This window comes from uncultured Tissierella sp., from assembly GCF_902479755.1.
In the GTDB taxonomy this organism is placed as follows: domain Bacteria; phylum Bacillota; class Clostridia; order Tissierellales; family Tissierellaceae; genus Tissierella; species Tissierella carlieri.
Genome location: NZ_CABSQO010000006.1, coordinates 68,915 through 88,885, shown reverse-complemented (window position 1 = coordinate 88,885; position 19,971 = coordinate 68,915). Strand labels below are relative to the sequence as shown.

At 30.6% G+C, this 19,971-nt stretch carries 16 protein-coding genes; 3 read left to right on the top strand and 13 right to left on the bottom strand.

Annotated features, from left to right (window positions below):
- Positions 1-34 precede the first annotated feature (34 nt).
- Entirely contained in the window at positions 35-463 is a 429-nt protein-coding gene (locus RDK80_RS05080; protein WP_094899187.1) for a DUF1893 domain-containing protein, read from the bottom strand.
- A gap of 19 nt (positions 464-482) precedes the next feature.
- Positions 483-1,850 carry an MATE family efflux transporter gene (locus RDK80_RS05075; RefSeq protein WP_308523673.1) on the bottom strand — a complete coding sequence of 456 codons (1,368 nt, stop codon included), beginning with the start codon at positions 1,848-1,850 and terminating at the stop codon, positions 483-485.
- A 200-nt stretch (positions 1,851-2,050) separates the two neighbouring features.
- On the opposite strand from RDK80_RS05075, the gene RDK80_RS05070 reads away from it, so the two are divergent.
- Both RDK80_RS05070 and rpsD read left to right on the top strand, forming a co-directional pair.
- On the top strand, positions 2,051-2,470 hold the full coding sequence (locus RDK80_RS05070) for an acyl-CoA thioesterase (RefSeq protein WP_094899159.1): 420 nt from the start codon (positions 2,051-2,053) through the stop codon (positions 2,468-2,470).
- Positions 2,471-2,585: 115 nt separating this feature from the next.
- The gene (gene rpsD, locus RDK80_RS05065; protein ID WP_308523672.1) at positions 2,586-3,185 is read left to right on the top strand and encodes a 30S ribosomal protein S4; all 600 of its coding nucleotides are present in this window, start codon (positions 2,586-2,588) and stop codon (positions 3,183-3,185) included.
- Positions 3,186-3,222: 37 nt separating this feature from the next.
- Here rpsD and RDK80_RS05060 read toward each other — a convergent pair whose 3' ends face one another.
- From RDK80_RS05060 to uvrB, 6 genes are all read right to left on the bottom strand, one after another.
- Positions 3,223-4,896, bottom strand: coding sequence for a hypothetical protein (locus tag RDK80_RS05060; protein ID WP_308523671.1), 1,674 nt, complete (start codon positions 4,894-4,896; stop codon positions 3,223-3,225).
- Positions 4,893-5,615: an ABC transporter ATP-binding protein gene (locus tag RDK80_RS05055; protein WP_308523670.1), complete on the bottom strand. Its 723-nt coding sequence runs from the start codon at positions 5,613-5,615 to the stop codon at positions 4,893-4,895. The genes RDK80_RS05060 and RDK80_RS05055 overlap by 4 nt, the downstream gene beginning before the upstream one ends.
- 282 nt (positions 5,616-5,897) lie before the next feature.
- The gene (locus RDK80_RS05050; protein ID WP_308523669.1) at positions 5,898-6,047 is read right to left on the bottom strand and encodes a hypothetical protein; all 150 of its coding nucleotides are present in this window, start codon (positions 6,045-6,047) and stop codon (positions 5,898-5,900) included.
- Positions 6,048-6,051: 4 nt separating this feature from the next.
- The gene (locus tag RDK80_RS05045) at positions 6,052-7,365 is read right to left on the bottom strand and encodes a tetratricopeptide repeat protein (protein ID WP_308523701.1); all 1,314 of its coding nucleotides are present in this window, start codon (positions 7,363-7,365) and stop codon (positions 6,052-6,054) included.
- Between the two features lie 317 nt (positions 7,366-7,682).
- On the bottom strand, positions 7,683-10,508 hold the full coding sequence (uvrA, locus tag RDK80_RS05040; RefSeq protein WP_094899151.1) for an excinuclease ABC subunit UvrA: 2,826 nt from the start codon (positions 10,506-10,508) through the stop codon (positions 7,683-7,685).
- 11 nt (positions 10,509-10,519) lie between these two features.
- Positions 10,520-12,484 carry an excinuclease ABC subunit UvrB gene (uvrB, locus tag RDK80_RS05035; RefSeq protein ID WP_094899148.1) on the bottom strand — a complete coding sequence of 655 codons (1,965 nt, stop codon included), beginning with the start codon at positions 12,482-12,484 and terminating at the stop codon, positions 10,520-10,522.
- A gap of 173 nt (positions 12,485-12,657) precedes the next feature.
- Between uvrB and RDK80_RS05030 the strand changes: the two genes are divergently transcribed.
- Positions 12,658-14,235, top strand: coding sequence for a hypothetical protein (locus tag RDK80_RS05030; RefSeq protein ID WP_094899147.1), 1,578 nt, complete (start codon positions 12,658-12,660; stop codon positions 14,233-14,235).
- On the opposite strand, the gene RDK80_RS05025 is transcribed toward RDK80_RS05030, so the two are convergent.
- From RDK80_RS05025 to ftsX, 5 genes are all read right to left on the bottom strand, one after another.
- Positions 14,232-15,284 (bottom strand): PDZ domain-containing protein, encoded by a 1,053-nt coding sequence (locus RDK80_RS05025; protein ID WP_094899145.1) that lies wholly within the window; start codon positions 15,282-15,284, stop codon positions 14,232-14,234. The two genes, RDK80_RS05030 and RDK80_RS05025, sit on opposite strands and share 4 nt — an antisense overlap.
- 23 nt (positions 15,285-15,307) lie before the next feature.
- Positions 15,308-16,531, bottom strand: coding sequence for a S41 family peptidase (locus RDK80_RS05020; RefSeq protein WP_094899144.1), 1,224 nt, complete (start codon positions 16,529-16,531; stop codon positions 15,308-15,310).
- 190 nt (positions 16,532-16,721) lie between these two features.
- On the bottom strand, positions 16,722-17,765 hold the full coding sequence (locus RDK80_RS05015) for an alcohol dehydrogenase (protein ID WP_308523668.1): 1,044 nt from the start codon (positions 17,763-17,765) through the stop codon (positions 16,722-16,724).
- A gap of 182 nt (positions 17,766-17,947) precedes the next feature.
- Positions 17,948-19,084, bottom strand: a complete 1,137-nt coding sequence (locus RDK80_RS05010; protein ID WP_094899141.1) for a murein hydrolase activator EnvC — start codon at positions 19,082-19,084, stop codon at positions 17,948-17,950.
- Positions 19,085-19,094: 10 nt separating this feature from the next.
- The gene (ftsX, locus tag RDK80_RS05005) at positions 19,095-19,946 is read right to left on the bottom strand and encodes a permease-like cell division protein FtsX (protein WP_235601204.1); all 852 of its coding nucleotides are present in this window, start codon (positions 19,944-19,946) and stop codon (positions 19,095-19,097) included.
- Between the last annotated feature and the right edge of the window lie 25 nt (positions 19,947-19,971).

Below are 19,971 nucleotides of genomic sequence, written 5' to 3'. Positions count from 1 at the left end.
ATTACCTGTCTATCTATTGATGCAATTAGCTAAATCATTGCTTACTTATTGATGCGAAAAATTCTTTTATACCTTGTAACAATAATATAGGGTCTTCTATAGCTAGTGAAAGCTTCTCTATAGGACAATAGTCAGTTTTATCTCTATTTTTAATGTATGGACAAGATTTATTCTCAGTATATGGAATCTTATATTTATCTAAGGCAGAAATACCACCTTCTGATATCAAATCAGTATATACTTCCTTAATACCAATATAACCACATAAAATAGCTGCTCCTTTACCAATTACTCTATCGGCCAATGAAGCCTCATAAACCTTTGCCTTCATTTCAGTAGCTATAATATACATAGGTTTAATCCCCTTATCTTTAGATTTAAAAACTACTTCACCATTTTTTACTGCTACTAATGCCTGATCTTCTTCTATCAAAAGTTTCTTTGCTATTTCTATATCTTTCATATACTCACCTTCCCATCTTTTATTCAATAATCAGTGCATCACTTTCAAAAATATCCTTTCTTTTAAAATACCAGTATGAAAATACCAATCTAAAGCACATATCTATTCCAATACCTATCCAAATCCATAGTATATCTGCCTTAAATATATAAGCCATTATCATAACAAAAGGAACTCTAATAATCCAAAGTCCTATTCCTGCATTAATCATAGGAACCTTTGCATAACCTGCTCCTCTTAATGCACCATTTAATACTCCAGATATATTTTGAGGCAATTGAACTACACCCATTACAAATAAGTACATAGCACCTATTCTAATAACTTCTGGCTCCTTTACTAAAAGTCCCATTATCTGTTTAGGAAATATGAGGAGTACACCTGCAGCAAATATAGTTACAATAACGGTATATCTTATTAATTGTTTAAGATATTTTTTACCTAACTCTTTGTCTCTACTGCCTAATGCATAACCAACAAATGTCGTTGCTGCTACACCAAATCCTGTTGCAGGCATATAGGATATAGATTCTGCCTGTAGACCTAATTGATAGGCCGAATAAGCCAGCTCTCCATAAGTAAGAATAGCTCTTGTAAGAAATATGGATGCTGCTTGCCAAAATGATGTTTCAAAGGATGTTGGAAGTCCAAGTTTTAATATCATTAAAGCTTCATCTGATTTAAACTTAAATTCCAATTTTTCTCCCATACTAGTTATAATTCCATTTTTACCAAATAGCATAATTATTCCAAATATAGCAGAAGTAATATAGGCTATATTATAAGCATATCCTGCACCTATTAATCCTAGTGACTTAATACCTGCTTTCCCAGTTACTAAAATGAATCCAGCAGCAATATTAACTATATTTAATATACCAACAGCTATCATAGGTGTCCTTGCATTACCCATTCCTTGAAGTATACCAGCGACTAAAAGTATTACTGCCGCAAAAGGTAACGACCAAGATATTGTTTTTAAATATAATGCTCCATTTGCAAGTAAATCTGGATTTGGATTAAATACTGTTAATAATGGTTTGGCAAACCAAAAGAGTAATTGCTGAAATATAATAGCTGTACCTATGGAAATTATAAATGATTGTTCTGAAATGGATTTTAGCTTTTTATAGTTATTTGCTCCATGAGATTGAGCCACTAAAACCGAGGTGCCTGTGGCTATACCTTTAAATATCCCCCATAATATCCTATAAAGAACTGTTGCTATACCTATAGCACCAACTGCATAGGCATCAATCCTACCAATCATTGCCATAAGTACAATTCCAGCAGTCATTTGCAAAACATTTTCACCAGTAATAGGTAAAATCATAGACAATATTCTATTTCTAATAAGCTTATTTTCTTGTAAAAGTCTTTGCTCCATTCCATATCCCCTTATATTTAATTTTTATAATATATAACCTAATTATTATAATATATTTCGATACTCTAAACAAGCCATAACCTTTATTTAAAACCATACTAATACTATATCATGTAGATTGTAAATAATAAATATAATTTGCTTTTAATCTATGATTTGTTATAATGTTTGTGACAATCTAAATCTAAGGAGGAAAGACAATGGAAATAGTTAATGTGTCTAGATTAGTTAAATCAGAGGATTTAAATCATCATGGTACTTTATTTGCAGGAAGAGGAGCAGAATGGTTTGTAGAAGCCTGCTTTATATGCGGTGCTAAGGCTACGCAAAAACCTGAGAATATAGTTTGTGTAAATATTCATGGCTTGACTTTTAAAACTCCTGGTAATAAAGGAGATATAATAAATTTACAAACTAGAATAGCAAAGGCTGGAAGAACTAGCTTTGTTGTATATGGGAAAATGACTAAAAATAACAGTAAAGATATACTGTCAGATGGATTCATTACTTTCGTATTCATTGATGAAAATAACAAGACAATTCCTCATGGCATTGTTTTAGGAGATCCTATAGATGAGGAAGATATTAAAATAAGAGAAATGGCGGAAAAATTAAAATAAATTAGAATAACAGAAGTAAATGATAATAATTATCATTTACTTCTATGCTTTTTTATGTTATACTATTTTTGGCTCAAAATTATCGCGGCAAATAATTTTGATGGAGTGATAAATATTGGCAAAAATGATGGGGCCTAGATTTAAACAATCTAGGAGATTAGGATTAAATGTTTGTGGTCATCCTAAAGCAATGGATAGAGCCACTAGAGGAACATCTAGAGCAGACAAAAAGCTTACTGAGTACGGAAGACAATTATTAGAGAAGCAAAGACTTAGAGCATACTATTGTGTAATGGAAAAACAATTTTCAAAATATGTTAGAATTGCTAAGAAATCTGAGGAGCAAACAGGTCATGCCCTTATAAAAATTTTGGAAACAAGGTTAGATAATCTTGTATATAGGCTAGGCTTTGCTTCATCCATTAGACAAGCTAGACAGATGGTAGTTCACGGACATATTCTTGTGAATGGAAGAAAGGTAGATATACCTTCATATATAGTTGAAATAGGAGATACTATCGAGCTGAAGGGAAAATCTAAAGATATTGAGATTTTTAAAGAGAATTTTAATAACTTCTTTTTAAATCAATATCCATACCTAGAAAAAGACGAAAATAAAATGTCTGGTACTCTAGTTAGATATCCAGAAAGAAATGAAATTCCTATAGAGATAGAAGATCAATTAGTTGTTGAATATTATTCAAGACTTATGTAATATCAAAAGGCACAGAAATTTCTGTGCCTTTTTTATTCTACTCAATAACTTCAAACTGTTTGGTTATTAGCTTTTTTAACACCCCAAATAATATCACTGATGAGATACCAAATACTAAAGTTAATAATCCATATATAAGATTTATATTTACCCTATCTATTATTTTAATTACTAAAAATACTAGTCCTCCCACATATAAAGTACCTACACCCATACCAATTAATACATTTAGATTTTGTTTCATGGCTTTCTGTGGATTGTTCCAGTCCAACATTGGTCGTAGAATATCTATTATCATACCAATCTGGGTCATTGGTATACTACCTAGGAGTCCTAAGAATATTATCAATAGAATAATTAGAATATCTAATTTCACTACAAAAATTAAACTTACTAATAAAGCAATTATACCTAACACTTGAACAGCCAAAGATGATAATACTCTGCCTATTATCTGGTCTTCTACTTTTATAGGTAAAGTCCTTTGTATCCAGAAACATTTACCTTCTCTAGAAAAAGTAGTGGCTCCTATACTATTTAACATACCTAGAGCTACAACGAGACCTATACCTGCTAAAGCGATTAATCCTGAATCAACTCCTAGCATATCTATCATTGCTGACAGAGATTCATCTCCACCTGTCATATTAGACATTGCTAATATTATTGGAAATATAATCACTCCTCCAACTGCATTCAATAAATACACTGGAGTTTTAAACAGCATTATAATTTCCTTTTTGGCTAGAGCTAAATATGGTTTAGTTTCTCTAGCAGAATCTCTTATAGATAATTTTTTTCCTCTTCCTTTAGATGCCGATACTTCTATATTTCCTATTAGTCCATCAAAGAATAAGCTCTCAGATAAAAATATCATTATAAAGAAAGATATGATGCCTACTCCTATAAAAGATAATAGATTAATTAATCCTAAGATATTAGAATTATTTACTAAAGCCAATGTTCCCCATTGAGAGGGTGGAAATCCTAATCCTAATTTCTTCACTAAGAGATTAGAATCTGCTACTAGATTCATAAGAAAATTATCTCCTTGCATTATGGCCTTTTGTGCTATGGTTTGAATTTTAAGTTGAAGATACACTATAGCTATAAGGAAAAGCACTGCACTAATTGTCCTAATTAAATCCTTCTTCCTTCCGATATTTGTATACTTCATAAATACCATTATAAGAATAGAAGCTAATACTAAAGGTAAGATAGGAAGTGTAGCAGCTAATAATAGTGAATATATCCAATAAATAGGACCTTCTCCGCCCTTGGTTCCATAAATAATGATAAATGGTAGTATTATAGGTAATGAAGTTAAGTATTCACTTATCATAAGAGTTACAAATTTTGATCCTAAAATATAAGATGGTTTAATAGGTAATGGTACTAAGTGAGCTAAATCATTAGAAAAATAATATTTGCTCATTACATAGAGAAGTCCAAATAGAAATATCATTATCTGCGAAGCTAGAAATCCTGAGAGTAAAAACATAGATTTCTGTCCTATTTGACTATAGATATCGTACATCCCATTTAAGCCCTTTACCATCATAAAATAGGTTGGTAAAAGAGATAACATAGCTAAACCAAAGACTATTATCTGCCATCTATTTTTCTTATTTTTAAAACTATAGGCTATGGAGGAGAAACCAAAGGTAGTGTTAAAGTCGGTTTTGATTAATGAAATTATCTTATTCATCATTCAGTCAACTCCAAGAATATATTTTCTAGGGATTCTCTTTCTTCAGCATGAGTCCTCAATTCTTCCATGGTTCCCATAGCTACGATTCTACCTTTATTTATTATTGCTATTCTATCACAAAGTTTCTCTGCTACTTCCAATACATGGGTGGAAAAAAATACGGTTTTACCTTCATCACACATTTTTCTCATTATCTCTTTAAGATTAAAAGCTGATTTTGGGTCTAGACCTACCATGGGTTCGTCAAGGATAAATAACTTTGGGTCACTTAGTAGGGCAGATGTAAGAACTAACTTTTGCTTCATACCATGGGAATAACTAGCTATTATATCACCTATAGCATCTTTTATATTGAATAATTCTAGATAATAATTCATCTTCTTTTCCCTTTCCTCTTTGGAGATTCCATACATATCAGCTATAAAGTTTAGATACTCTATCCCTTTTAATCTATCATATATTTCAGGATTATCTGGAACATAAGAGATCATTGATTTAGCTTCTAGTGGTTCCTTCCAGGCATCTACTGTTCCTACAGTCACCTTTCCATTATCTGGTTTAAGTAATCCTACTATCATCTTTATAGTTGTAGTCTTACCAGCTCCATTTGGTCCTAGAAAACCAAATATCTCCCCTGGCTTTATATCTAGATTAATATTATCTACTGCCTTTATTGCACCTTTATTATAAGATTTAGAAATGCCTTCAAGTTTTAACAAGTTCATTACCTCCTTGCTTTATTTGTTATATTGATTATATAACAAATATTTTATGATAGCAATATTTATTTAATAAATTAATTATTTCTAACTATTGAAATGTAAATATATACAAATCAATAAAAAGCTATTTTAAGGCAATTTACATGAAATAATGTACTGATTATTATATTAAAATTATAAGAAAACCAAGGTTTTGGCACCTTTACCAAAACCTTGGTTTTCTTTTTTAATTGATTAATTTTAACGTCTATAAAACTATTCTTGCTTATTTAGTTTCACCTACTGCTTAGTTGTTTCCACCTTTAAAACATTGGGTCCCTTCTCTGGTATAATTGGCTCTCCAGCTCCTCCAGCAATTACTCCAATAGACAAATTAAGCAATAAAAGCATCAATACAACTAAACTTACAAGCATTCTTTTCCTTTTCATTTGATTATTCCCCCTTGATTTTTATTATACTATCTATTAATCCTTCAAGCTTAAAATACTCACAGCTGTCAATACAAGTCCTTAAACATTTAAAGACTGTCAATAGACTATCATTAATCTTAATGCCTGATACAACACTTTCATAGTATTCTTCTATTATTTTTAAAATATCATTGACATCTGCTTTTTTATTTAATTCCATAAGAGCCGTAAGATTTTTTAAAATATAGTCCTGCTGAATATTTTCTTTTGCATATTTTAAGGACTCTTTATAGTATTTTTCGGCTTTCTTAAAATCTCCTAGATTTTCATAAGAAATAGCTAATTGATTACAAATCAGCGAATAATTATATGAACTCTTATCTAGTTCATTCCAATCTTCTAAAATCGCTTCTAAATACTTATATGCTCGATTTTGATCCTTTAACTTTGTATAAGTCTCAGCTATATTTCCATATATTAAATATTTAAAATCACTGTATCCAGTAAATGTCAAGACCTGAAGAGCATTATTATAACTACTTAAGGCTGTTTCATACTCTCCCATTCCCAGATAACATACTCCTTGTAAATTATATGTTCTCTTCCATAAATCATAATCTTTTCTTTCAGTATATCTCAATAAATCTGAAATTATCTTTAAGGAAGATGAATACATCTTTAATTCGAAATAAGCTAAAGCATAATTATAATATATATATATTAGATATTCTTCAGGTATATTATCTACATTTATTAAGGCATTTTGAAATACTGAAACAGCATCCTCACACCTTTCCATATATATATAATTTGCCCCTAATTTGATAGTCAACAGATAGTTTGATTTTCTATTAGGATATCTATAGATTAATTCATGTCCCCTAAGATAGTAAATATAAGAGTTTTCATAGTCCTTCTTTTCACGATATATATCTCCTATTAGCTCATATGCCTTAAGCTTCTTATCCATAAGATTATATTCGCTTAGAATAAACTCCAAATCATCTAAATCATCTTCATCTATGATATAATCCCCATCTTTTCTATGCTTGTCCCACTGGCTAATATAGGTTTCTACTCTTTCTTTTGCATAATATCTCCTTGGTTCAAATAAATCCTCTGGTTCAATTATTAAATCCATCTCTCTCTGTTCTAAGACACTATTTATATTTTTACATATTATTTCTGCATTCTCTGTTTCCAAGGGAATTTTATCACTTTCTATTAACTTAATTAAATCGATATCAAGGTCATTCCCTGCAATATCTGATAGACTAATATTTAATTTCTCTCTTATTTCCTTTAAAATCCCCCCGGAAGTAGTCTCTAAGATCACACCCTCCAAACATATCACCCCAAATTTAATATTTAACTTTCAGCGTTTAATACAGAAACTTAAGATTCTATAATGGAATGAATCCTCATTGAAAAGAAATCATCTTATATATACATCTGACTGTAAAACTTTAAAGTTAGTATACGCCCTAAGTTATTTATTGAATCAATACTTTAATTATTAAATTCATTAAATCATATCTTAATATTTGACGTCAATACATTTGTTCATACAATTTTCGATATTTAATGTCGCATTTTGTCAAAAATTAAAGGAAAGTTCTAATCCATTTTAATTAGAACTTTCCTTTAATAAACTTATTCCAAAACTTTTTTTAAAAACTTCCCAGTATACGATTTCTTAACTTTTGCTACTTCCTCTGGAGTCCCTATTGTTACAATTGTTCCTCCCTTATCTCCACCTTCAGGGCCTAAATCTATTATATAATCAGCTGTTTTTATAACATCTAGGTTATGTTCTATAACTACTACTGTATTTCCGCCCTCTACAAGTTGATCTAATACTTTTATTAGCTTGTGAATATCTGCCACATGAAGTCCTGTGGTTGGTTCATCTAATATATATATTGTCTTTCCTGTAGATCTTTTGGATAACTCCGTGGCTAACTTAACCCTTTGAGCTTCTCCACCAGATAATTCTGTTGATGATTGACCAATCTTTATATATCCTAATCCTACATCAAATAAGGTTTCCAGTTTCCTAGATATTTTAGGTATATTCTTGAAAAATTCTACTCCTTCTTCTACTGTCATATCTAATACGTCTGATATACTTTTTCCTTTATATTTTACTTGGAGAGTTTCCCTATTATACCTCTTTCCTTTACATACTTCACAGGGTACATATACATCTGGTAGGAAGTGCATTTCAACCTTAAGTATTCCATCACCATTACAAGCTTCACATCGTCCACCCTTTACATTGAAGCTAAACCTGCCTTTTTGATATCCTCTCATCTTTGCCTCTGATGTCATGGCAAAGACATCTCTTATATGATCAAACATTCCAGTATAGGTAGCAGGATTTGATCTTGGCGTTCTACCTATTGGAGATTGGTCTATATCTATTACCTTGTCCAAATATTCTAATCCTCTTATATCCTTATACTTTCCTGGTTTTACCTTTGATCCATTTAGTTTTTGAGCTAAGGATTTGTGTAATATTTGATTTACTAAAGAAGATTTTCCTGAACCTGATACTCCAGTGACACAGGTTAATACTCCTAGAGGAATCTTTACATCTATGTTTTTCAGATTATTCTCCTCTGCTCCAATTATTTCTACCCATTTCCCATTAGGTTGTCTTCTTTTTTCTGGAACTTCAATCTTTTTCTTACCTGAAAGGTACAGACCTGTCATGGACTCGGGACTATTCTTTATCTCATCAACTGTTCCTTCAGCTATTATATATCCTCCGTGAATACCTGCACCTGGCCCTATATCCACAATATGATCTGCTGCATACATGGTGTCTTCATCATGTTCTACCACTATCAATGTATTCCCTAAATCAGTTAAATTTCTTAGAGTCTTTAATAACTTTTCATTATCTCTTTGATGTAACCCTATACTAGGCTCATCTAGTACATAAACTACTCCTACAAGACTAGACCCTATTTGAGTTGCTAGTCTAATTCTTTGAGATTCGCCCCCAGACAATGTTCCTGCTGTACGAGAAAGAGTTAAATAATTTAAACCAACATCCTTTAAAAAATTTAATCTCTCTTTAATTTCTTTAAATACTTGTTGTCCTATTATTTGTTGCTTTTCTGTAAGAACTAAGTTATCAAAGAATTCTATTGCCTTAGTGATAGAAAGGTCTGTTAGTTCTGCGATATTTAATTTATTTATTCTTACTGCCAGTACTTCATCTTTTAATCTCTTTCCACGACAAGTTGGGCAAGGATTTTCTGTCATATATTCATCTATTTTATTTCTCATATAATCAGAGTTAGTTGCAGTATATCTTCTTTCTAGATTTGGAATTATTCCTTCAAATTTCCCCTTAAAATCTCTAAGCCCTTCTTCATCAAAGTGACTAGCAAATTTAAAGGAAATTACCCTATCTGTACCATATAGCAGTTCTTCTATAAACTTCTCAGGTGCATCTTTCAATGGCTTATCTATACTAAAACCATTTTCCTCTGCTAGGGTTTTAAAAATTTGATAATAATATGTGGATTCATTTGAGCTAGAAAATGGTGCAATCCCACCTTCATCTATGCTTAAATCTAGATTAGGTATAACTAAATCTCTATCTATTTCTTTATAAAATCCCAAACCATTACAGGTAGGACACATACCAAAGGGGCTATTGAAAGAGAACATCCTAGGAGATAGCTCTTCAATAGCTATATTACAATCTGGGCATGATAGCTTCTCACTAAACATTACTTTTTCCTTTCCAATAAAATCCACTACAACTAGTCCATCTGCAAGTTTAAGTGCTGTTTCTAAGGAATCTGATAATCTGCCCTCTATACCTTCCTTAACCACTATTCTATCTACTACTACCTCTATAGTATGTTTTTTATTTTTTTCCAGTTTTATCTCGTCTCCAATATCATACATTTCTTCATCAACTATTACTCTAACAAAACCTTCTTTTTTAATACCCTCCAGAATTTTTACATGTTCACCCTTTTTTCCTCTAACAATAGGTGCTAGAATCTGAAGTTTCGTTCTTTCTTCAGATTCCATTATTTTATCTACCATTTGCTCTACGGTTTGGCTGGATATCTCCTTTCCGCATTTGTAACAATAGGGAGTACCTATTCTAGCGTATAATAGTCTTAAATAATCATATATCTCTGTAACAGTTCCTACAGTTGATCTTGGGTTTTTAGACGTGGTCTTTTGGTCTATGGAAATGGATGGGGATAACCCCTCTATATACTCAACATCTGGCTTATCCATTTGACCTAAAAATTGCCTAGCATAGCTAGATAGAGATTCTACATATCTTCTTTGACCTTCTGCATATATGGTATCAAAGGCTAGAGAAGACTTTCCTGAACCCGATAAACCTGTAAAAACTATGAATTTATTTCTAGGGAGAGTTAAGGATACATCTTTTAGATTATTCTCCTTAGCTCCCCTTATTATTATTTCGTCCTTTGCCATTTGCTTCACCTCTACTTTAGCTTCTTCTTTAATTCAATTATCTTATCTCTAAGTTCTGCTGCTTTTTCAAAGTTTAATTCTTCGGCTGCTTTTAACATAGCAGATTCTAATCCTTCTATCATGCCTTCTATTTCTTCCTTAGAGAATGATTCCTCATATTTTGCTTCATCTTCTGCTACTATTGTAGCTTCTATTATTTCCCTTACACCTTTCTTTATAGATTGTGGTATAATATTATGTTCTTTATTGTATTCATCTTGAATATTTCTTCTTCTATTTGTCTCAGATATAGCTCTTTCCATAGAATTAGTTATTCTATCTGCATACATAATTACTTTTCCTAGGACATTTCTTGCAGCTCTACCTGTAGTCTGGATCAATGATGTTTCTGATCTCAAAAATCCTTCTTTATCTGCATCTAATATGGCCACTAAGGATACCTCTGGCAAATCTAATCCTTCTCTAAGTAAGTTGATACCTACTAAAACATCATATTTACCTAATCTTAAGTCTCTGATTATCTCCATTCTTTCTATTGTTTCAACATCAGAATGAAGATAAGTAACTTTTATTCCAATATCTTTGAAATAATTAGTTAAATCTTCAGCCATTTTTTTAGTCAGAGTTGTTACTAATACTCTTTCTTCTCTATCTACCACTTTTCTAATTTCATTTACTAAATCATCTATCTGATGATCTGTAGGCTTTACTTCTATAATTGGGTCCAATAAACCTGTAGGTCTAATGATTTGCTCTACCGTATTCTCTGTATGTGTAAATTCATAAGGGCCTGGAGTTGCAGACACATATAAAATTTGATTTATAATAGACTCAAATTCATTAAATTTAAGAGGTCTATTGTCTAATGCTGATGGTAGCCTAAATCCATATTCAACTAAGTTTGTCTTTCTAGATTTATCCCCTTCGTACATACCTCTTATTTGTGGTATGGTAACATGAGACTCATCTACTATTATTAAAAAATCATCTGGAAAATAGTCTATTAAAGTAAAGGGTCTAGAACCAGAAGGTCTATTGCTTAAATGTCTTGAATAGTTTTCTATTCCTTGACAAAATCCCATTTCTTCTAACATTTCTAAATCATATCTAGTCCTTTGTTCTAACCTTTGGGCTTCAAGGAGTTTCTCCTTACCTCTTAATTCTTTTAATCTTTCATCTAATTCTTCTTCTATAGTTTCTATTGCTCTTTTAACTTTCTCTTCAGTTGTAGCATAGTGAGAGGCTGGAAATATAGAAACATGAGATCTAAGCCCAATTACTTCACCAGTCAGATGATTTACTTCCACTATCCTATCAATTTCGTCTCCAAAAAATTCAATTCGAATTGTATTTTCACTGGATGAGGCTGGAAATATTTCTAGTATATCTCCTCTGACTCTGAAGGTTCCTCTAATAAAATTAATATCATTCCTTATATATTGAATATCTATTAATTTTCTCATTATCTCATCTCTGTCCTTTATCATACCTGGCCTTAAGGAAACTACAAGATTTTCGTAATCTATAGGATCTCCCAGACCATATATACAGGATACAGATGCTACTATAATTACATCTCTCCTCTCAAATAAAGCAGCCGTAGCGGAATGTCGTAGTTTATCTATCTCATCATTAATTGATGCATCTTTTTCTATATAGGTATCTGATTGTGGTACATATGCCTCAGGTTGGTAATAATCATAATAGCTAACAAAATATTCTACAGCATTATTAGGAAAAAACTCTTTAAATTCAGAAGCTAATTGATAGGCTAATGTTTTATTATGTGCTATGACTAATGTTGGTTTTTGAACTTTCTCAATTATGTTCGCCATAGTAAAGGTCTTTCCAGAACCAGTGACTCCAAGTAATACCTGATGTTTAAGGTCCTTATTGATACCTTCTACTAAATTATTTATAGCTTCTGGTTGGTCACCAGTTGGTTTAAAGCTTGATTCTATTTTAAATTTATTCATATTTACACCTCATTGCTTGAACATTTGTTCCTACATATAATATATTATATTATATAATATCCTTTTGTCAAAGCATATTATATAAATATATTATAGAATAAAGATTTATTATGAAAAAGCATATTGAAGAAATGAGATTAATATAGTAAACTATCAGTAAGGAGGCGACTTTCATGAAGCGAATTTTATTAATAATTGTCACAATATTTATAGCACTAGTCTTTTCCGGTTGTAATCCTAATGAAAAAGATTCTGTAGCTCTTGACGATGCGAGATTTGAAGAAGAAGAAATCAAATATGAAATCGAACAAATACTTTTCTCTAAAAGTTTCCAATCTATTGAACCTTCTGTTGAAATCATCACTAACAATAATAAGCTAAAAATATTAGCATCCTTAGGGCTAAGTGAATACTCAGGTATTAATGTAAATAGCATAGTAAAAAAGGGCAGTGAAATTAATATTCATGTTAGTGGGATTTCCAATAAGAATGATCTTCGTTTAGCAGTACCCCAAGTAGTTATGGAACTTAAAAAAACAAAACTTAAAAAAATTGAGGATTTAAAGTTTAATATAATCTATGATGATTATACTCCACTTAAGATTAAATATGGTATCAATGATGTACTAAATAAAATACAATCCCATTTTAAAGTGTCAACAAAAGGAACTCCAATATTCGATCTAATTAGGATAAATGATGCTATAGTATGGGATATATCCTACAATAGTATTTTTGACAAGGAAAATCCAGATATTCCTTTAGTAAATTTATCTGCACAGGTTGATGCAAATACAGGAAATATTATAGATTCAGAAAAACTATCTATCTCAACCTCCTTAGATAGTGGTCATATTTTAGGTTACATAAATAATGATTACATTTTATATAAAAAAACAGTATTAGATAAGGATACCAATAAATCCATCGAACAATTGTGGGATTATAGTGCTTTAAATAATGAAAAGTCTATGCTTTATTCTTCAAATTTCAAAATATCATCTGCACAATTTAGCTCTGACCTACACTATGTTTCTGTTATAGAGGTAAATGATAATGGATCAGAACTATATATAATTCCATTGGATGATAAGAGAGCATATAAAATATCTTTTGAAAATAAATTCAATCCTAAAACAATGAGATGGAATAGTGATAATATTTTATATCTAATAGAAAATAATGATGATAATTCTACAGTATACTCCTACAATGTAAAAAATAATGACATAAATGTTATAGGTATTTTCAATAAAAATATAGAAAATTTAATAATCAACAATGATAATTTTCTAATAGTTGAAAAAACTGATAATGAACTAAATAGGAAAATATCTATTACCTCTGATTGGGATAAATTCAAACCAATAGGTAATGGAGCTAATCCAAAATTCTTAAATAAAAATATGATTTCTTATTTAAGAAAAAATGAAGATAATGACTATAATTCATTATTTGTTTATGATATGAAGGCAAAAGATATCATCAGTCAGATTGAAGGAAATATTTTAAATTATGAAATACTTCCAGATAGTAATATAGTTTACGTAGATAAAAACATTAATAAAAATGACTTTACATTAAAAAAATATTCACTAAATAATCAAGTAACTAATGATATAGCTCATTTTATTAGTGATAAGATTTATTATGATGAAAATAGAAATCTAGTTTATTTGAATATAACGCTACCTTTTGATAACGAAAAAACAGAAATGATTTACTCTTTAGATTTAAGTAAGCTCAATTAAAAATCCCTAGGGACTATTATTAGTCCTAGGGATTTTCTTTTTCCATAATATCTCTTTACAGATAATCCAGATTTCATGTTAAAAAACTCAATTCTTAGCTTATTTATCTTTATATTCATAAGATCTTCTAAGTCCTTATTGCTATTTATTTCAGCACCATTTATTTTAAGCACTATATCTCCTGTCTTTATTCCTAATTTATGTGCTACTGTATTAGGAAGAACCTCTAGAACTTTCACTCCCTTATCAAAAGAAGTAAATATAGGCATTTTATTATTTTCAATCATTTTATTTTGCAGAATGATATATTCATGACCTAATAAGGCAAATAATGGTGGCAGAAAAAGATTTTCTATAGTTTTTGATAAGTATAATAGAATAATGCTATATATGAATAATACTACAGATGTCTTTACAACTTTTTGCCTAGGATATGATGATATAGAGTAATCCCCATAGCTAAGGATTGCCATAAGAGTAATAGGATGAATCAAGCCATCACCAATAAATATTACAAATGGAATGGGCCAGAACCTATTCATATTAAATCCACCAACTATCTCACTCTTTGTTTCAAAAAAAACTGGAAGCCTGCTTCTCCATCCATCTAGAAGAATCAATATGCTCTCCACTATATGCAGCACAGCAACTACAGACATTACTTGAGAAATTTGGATCTTTGGATATCCTATTATTAGACTGCATAGGGCCACTATAGAACCACCATAGGAAAAGCACATATACCTAGGATTAATAAGGGATAATATAATTGCAACAATTAATATATACATAAAATCCTTAGGTATGACGACAACACCTAGGTATAGAAACACCACAGTCGTTATTATTCCTCCAAACATGCCAAATATAGTAGATATAAATAATTTTAGTAATGCAGATCTTTTATAACCTAAATTCTCCTTTTCTATTTTGCCTATCTTTAAATATTGAAAATATATGATACATAGGACTGCAATAAAAAAAGGAGATTTTAAAGTATTTATAATATCTATTATTGTAAAATACACAATCTGATATAAACCGTACATACTTTAATTCTCCTTATTTGAGCTTATTTAATTTTTGATTTTATTTCATCTATAGCTGTCCTTAACTGAATGTCTTCTTTTAAGTTATCTACACCTATTTCTTCAACACCTTCTGGTAACTCTACTATAATATCTGGTGCTATTCCAACTCCATGGATATTAATACCATTCGGTGTGAAATACTCTGAAATAGTTAATTTCAATCCAGATCCATCGTCTAAATCGTGTATTCTTTGTACAACTCCTTTTCCAAATGTTGTTGTTCCAATTAATGTCCCTCTCTTATGGTCTTTAATTGCACCTGCTAGTATCTCTGATGCTGATGCAGACCCTCCATTAACAAGTAAGACTAATGGATAATCAACCATTGATTTGTTAGATTTTAAATATTCTCTTTTACCACTCTTAGTTTGAGTATATACAATGTCACCTTCTCCTAATAATTCGTCAGCTATTTGAGCACATCTATCTAATAATCCGCCAGGATTATTTCTCAAATCTATAATCAAACCTTTAATATTACGTCTTCCAAGTTTATCTAATTCCGTCTTAAAATCTTTATATGTTAAATCATCAAAGGATGTAATCTTTATATATCCAATATTATCATCTATTAGGCTAGATTTCACAGTAATTAATCTAATTATTTCCCTAGTTATTTCAAGATCAAAAATATCATTTTTTCCAGCTTTATCTTTTCTCATAATGGTTAGAACCACTTTAGTATTCGGGTCACCTTTCATTACCTTTACAGCCTGATCCATGTTTTCTCCAAGATATTCTATTCCATTTACCTTTATTATCTTATCTCCACTCTTTATACCTGATTTTTCTCCAGGGGTACCTTCTATTGGAGATACTACGGTTATTAGATTATCCTCTCCTGGAGTAACTACAACTCCAATTCCAGCATATGTTCCGCTAGTTTGTTGTAAAAATGATGCAAATTCATCTTGAGTCATATAATTAGAATATGGATCTTCAAGGGATTGGAGCATACCCTTTAATTGTCCATCAACTAATTTCTTTTCATCCACATCTCGCAAGTAATTTTCCTTAACATAATTTTCTACTGCCATTACCTTTGAAAATTCATTATAAATAGATTTAAGTTTATTATATTCTGCCAAAGGCACATATGCCTTATTATTAAATGTTATGCTCATCAAATTAGTTAGACCGAAAGTAATTGCATTTGTAATCAATAATAAAACTACCATTAAAGTTATGACTTTCTTCTTGGACATTTTCTCACCTCTATAATTTTTGGGTTATACAACTATTGTATTTATTTTACATTAAGATTATACCATTAATTAAATACATTAAAAAGCCTAAAGATTAGTGTATATAACTTATTAAAATATTTATAAATCCTCTACTACCATTTAAGATGGAAATAGAGGATTTATAATAGTACCGTATTAGTTATAAGTTTTATGGTGTTACTACAACTTTTACAACTTCATTTTGATTATTTTCAAATATATCATAGGCTTTAACTATATCATCTAATTTCATGCGATGGGTTATTAGTGATGTCATATCTATTTGACCTGATTCAACCATATTAAGTAAACGCTGCATATGACCTAAGTATCCTAACCCCATTTCAATTGATATATTTTTCATAAATATTTCTGGTAATGGCAACTCAATATTTTTTGAATAAAGTCCAACCAGAGAAACTCTGCCACTGATTCCTACACACTTAACTGCTTGTTGAAGTGCAATTTCTGATCCAGAAGCTTCAATAGCTGCATCTGCACCTTTTCCTTTAGTTATTTCAGATATACTCTTAAATAAATCATCTTTATCAGTTCTTATAATATGTGTTGCTCCTAGTTTTTTTCCTATATCAAGTCTTAATTGATTTTTTCTTCCTATAAGAATTATATTTTTAGGACTAAATAATTTTGCTGCTTGTACAGCACATAATCCAACAGGACCAGCACCAAATATAACTACATCATCTCCAGGCTGAATCCTACATTTTTCTGCACCAAAGTATCCCGTAGACAATACATCACCTACGAATAATACTTGTTCGTCTTTAAGGTTTTCAGGAACTTTTATTAAGTTATTATCAGCAAATGGTACTCGTGAAAATTCTGCATGAGTACCTGGAATATTTCCAAACTCCTTTCCACTACCATGTACTCCCCCATTTTTACATTGAGCTATATGACCATTTTTGCAGTTTTCACAATATCCACAGAAAGGAGCAGCTGGTCCAATTACTCTATCACCTTTTTTTAGGCTTTTTACTGCTTCCCCAACTTCTTCAACAATTCCTACATATTCATGTCCTAATGTATACCCTGGAGTGGTTTGCATATGTCCGTGGTATAAATGAATATCACTTCCACAAATAGTTGTCATAGTGATTCTAATTATCGCATCAGTTTCTTTTTCAATCATAGGCTTTTCTATTTCTTGTAATTCAATTTGATTAATATCTTTAAAAACAAGACCTTTCATGATGCTCTTCCTCCTTTTATTTTACCGTGATATTATATAAGATTGTTAAATTTTTATCCTGTAGATATAGTATCACTTTATTTTACAGCTGTCAAAGTTATTTTTACACTAATAAGGAGGTTTCTAAATAATATATTTAACCAATTTTTATATTAAAAAAAGGGGATCATTTCCCCTTTTTGTTATTTACTCTTTAACCATGGCATTGGATCTTGATATGCTCCATTTTTTCTTACTTCAAAGTGACAATGTGGCCCAGTAGATACTCCTGTACTTCCAATCTTTGCTATAGTATCTCCTCGTTTTACTTCCTTACCCTCTGAAACTACTAAGGATGAGTTATGACCATAAAGTGTAACTATACCGCCTCCATGATCTATCATTATTGTTTTGCCGTAACCACCTAATGTGCCTGAATATATTACTACTCCTGCTTCTGCTGCAATTACTCTTTCTCCATGATTAGCCGATATATCGACTCCTGTATGCAATTTTTTAGTCTTAAAAACTGGATGGATTCTATAACCATAAAGAGAACTTACTCTTTTATATACTGGTACAGGCCATTCCATCTTACCTCCTCCAGTATATGCCCCAGTATTTCTTTGCAATTTAACTATCTTTGATTCAATTTCCTTAGCAAAATCATTTAACTTATCATATTCTTTTTCATATGCTACTTTATCCTTTTCTAATCTACCCATTAAGTCCTTTTTTTCTCTGGTAGCCTTTTCTAAATCTCTCCTTCTAGCTTCCAACTTAGTTTTAGATGTCTCCACTGCATTTTTTTGCATTTCCAGCTCTGTTTTCTTTGTATCTATTATATCTCTTTGCTCCTTCATATATTCTATTAATTCAGTATCATGCTTTGCTATAGCTTTTATCATATCTTGTCTAGATAAAAAATCCTTAATATCAGAAGATGCTAAAAGTACTTCAAGATATCCTACATTTCCATTCTTATACATTACCCTTAATCTTTTATTAAATGTTTCTTGTTTATCATTAACATTCTCTTCTGCCTCTTTTAATTCTAGTGTTGTCTTTTCAATATTATTCTCTAAATCCTGTAATTCTTTTTCTACATTATTTAACTCATTAGTAGCATTATCCATCTTTACATCCAAATCTGCTATTTGTTTAGATACATCCTTTGCCTGTTGTTCAATGGCTTTAATTTCTTTTTTTGTATTCTCTATCTGCTTATTAACATTTTTCTGCTGCTTTTTCAAATCATTTACTGAATCTGCATATGCTTGAATAAAGTTAAATGTAAATATTAAAGCTAGAACCAAAAATATAATTTTTCTTTTTTTCATATTGCCCCCCCTATACATTAAGAAAACGTTTTAAAGATACTATACTCCCTAATGCCCCGATTCCAACACCTATAGCTGTAAACATTATTGTTATGTCCTTAATTAGCAGAGACGGCGGCACTAGATATACTGTAAGAAGAACATAGAGCTTATCACTGACTGATTTGAAGAAATATTCATATCCATAATTTATCAATAATATGGAAAATACCGCTCCAATAAGCCCAAATAATATTCCTTCTATAATAAATGGTCCTCTTATATAACCATTAGTTGCACCTACATATTTCATTATATTTATCTCTCTTTTTCTTGAGGCCACTGTAATTTTTATAGTATTGGAAATAATAAATACTGATACCAATACTAAGATTCCTATTACAACTATACCTCCAAATCTAATATAATTAGCAACTACCATAAGCTTGTCTATTATATCCTTATAATAGTTTACATCCTCTATTCCTTTTATAGACTTAAGTGTCTCAACTACTGAATCTGCATATTTTATATCTTTTAACTGAATTATATAAGAATTTTGAAGAGGATTATCATCTTCCAGCCCTTCTAGCACATAGCTCTCTTCTTCCCATTGTTCCTTCATTATTTCTAGTCCTTGCTCCTTAGAGCGAAATACTACAGATAATACACCTTCTATTGATTTTATGGATTCCTCTATAGGTTCTATATCTTTATCTTCTAGATCTAGTTCTAAAAATACTTGTATTTCATCAAACTTAGTTTTTACCTCTAATACTAAATTATTTATACTTAAGATTAAAATTAAAACTATACCTAGTATCATAAGTACAGCTGATATGGATCCAACAGATGCTAGTCCCATACCACGGTTTCGCCACATGCCCTGAAACCCTTGTTTTATTGTG

What these genes read in the sequence shown, in the direction of transcription:
- RDK80_RS05080 (WP_094899187.1), bottom strand. Translation starts at nt 463, where the DNA reads ATGAAAGATATAGAAATAGCAAAGAAACTTTTGATAGAAGAAGATCAG.
- RDK80_RS05075 (WP_308523673.1), bottom strand. Translation starts at nt 1,850, where the DNA reads ATGGAGCAAAGACTTTTACAAGAAAATAAGCTTATTAGAAATAGAATA.
- RDK80_RS05070 (WP_094899159.1), top strand. Translation starts at nt 2,051, where the DNA reads ATGGAAATAGTTAATGTGTCTAGATTAGTTAAATCAGAGGATTTAAAT.
- RDK80_RS05060 (WP_308523671.1), bottom strand. Translation starts at nt 4,896, where the DNA reads ATGATGAATAAGATAATTTCATTAATCAAAACCGACTTTAACACTACC.
- RDK80_RS05050 (WP_308523669.1), bottom strand. Translation starts at nt 6,047, where the DNA reads ATGAAAAGGAAAAGAATGCTTGTAAGTTTAGTTGTATTGATGCTTTTA.
- uvrA (WP_094899151.1), bottom strand. Translation starts at nt 10,508, where the DNA reads ATGGCAAAGGACGAAATAATAATAAGGGGAGCTAAGGAGAATAATCTA.
- uvrB (WP_094899148.1), bottom strand. Translation starts at nt 12,484, where the DNA reads ATGAATAAATTTAAAATAGAATCAAGCTTTAAACCAACTGGTGACCAA.
- RDK80_RS05030 (WP_094899147.1), top strand. Translation starts at nt 12,658, where the DNA reads ATGAAGCGAATTTTATTAATAATTGTCACAATATTTATAGCACTAGTC.
- RDK80_RS05025 (WP_094899145.1), bottom strand. Translation starts at nt 15,284, where the DNA reads ATGTACGGTTTATATCAGATTGTGTATTTTACAATAATAGATATTATA.
- RDK80_RS05020 (WP_094899144.1), bottom strand. Translation starts at nt 16,531, where the DNA reads ATGTCCAAGAAGAAAGTCATAACTTTAATGGTAGTTTTATTATTGATT.
- RDK80_RS05015 (WP_308523668.1), bottom strand. Translation starts at nt 17,765, where the DNA reads ATGAAAGGTCTTGTTTTTAAAGATATTAATCAAATTGAATTACAAGAA.
- RDK80_RS05010 (WP_094899141.1), bottom strand. Translation starts at nt 19,084, where the DNA reads ATGAAAAAAAGAAAAATTATATTTTTGGTTCTAGCTTTAATATTTACA.
- ftsX (WP_235601204.1), bottom strand. Translation starts at nt 19,946, where the DNA reads ATGTGGCGAAACCGTGGTATGGGACTAGCATCTGTTGGATCCATATCA.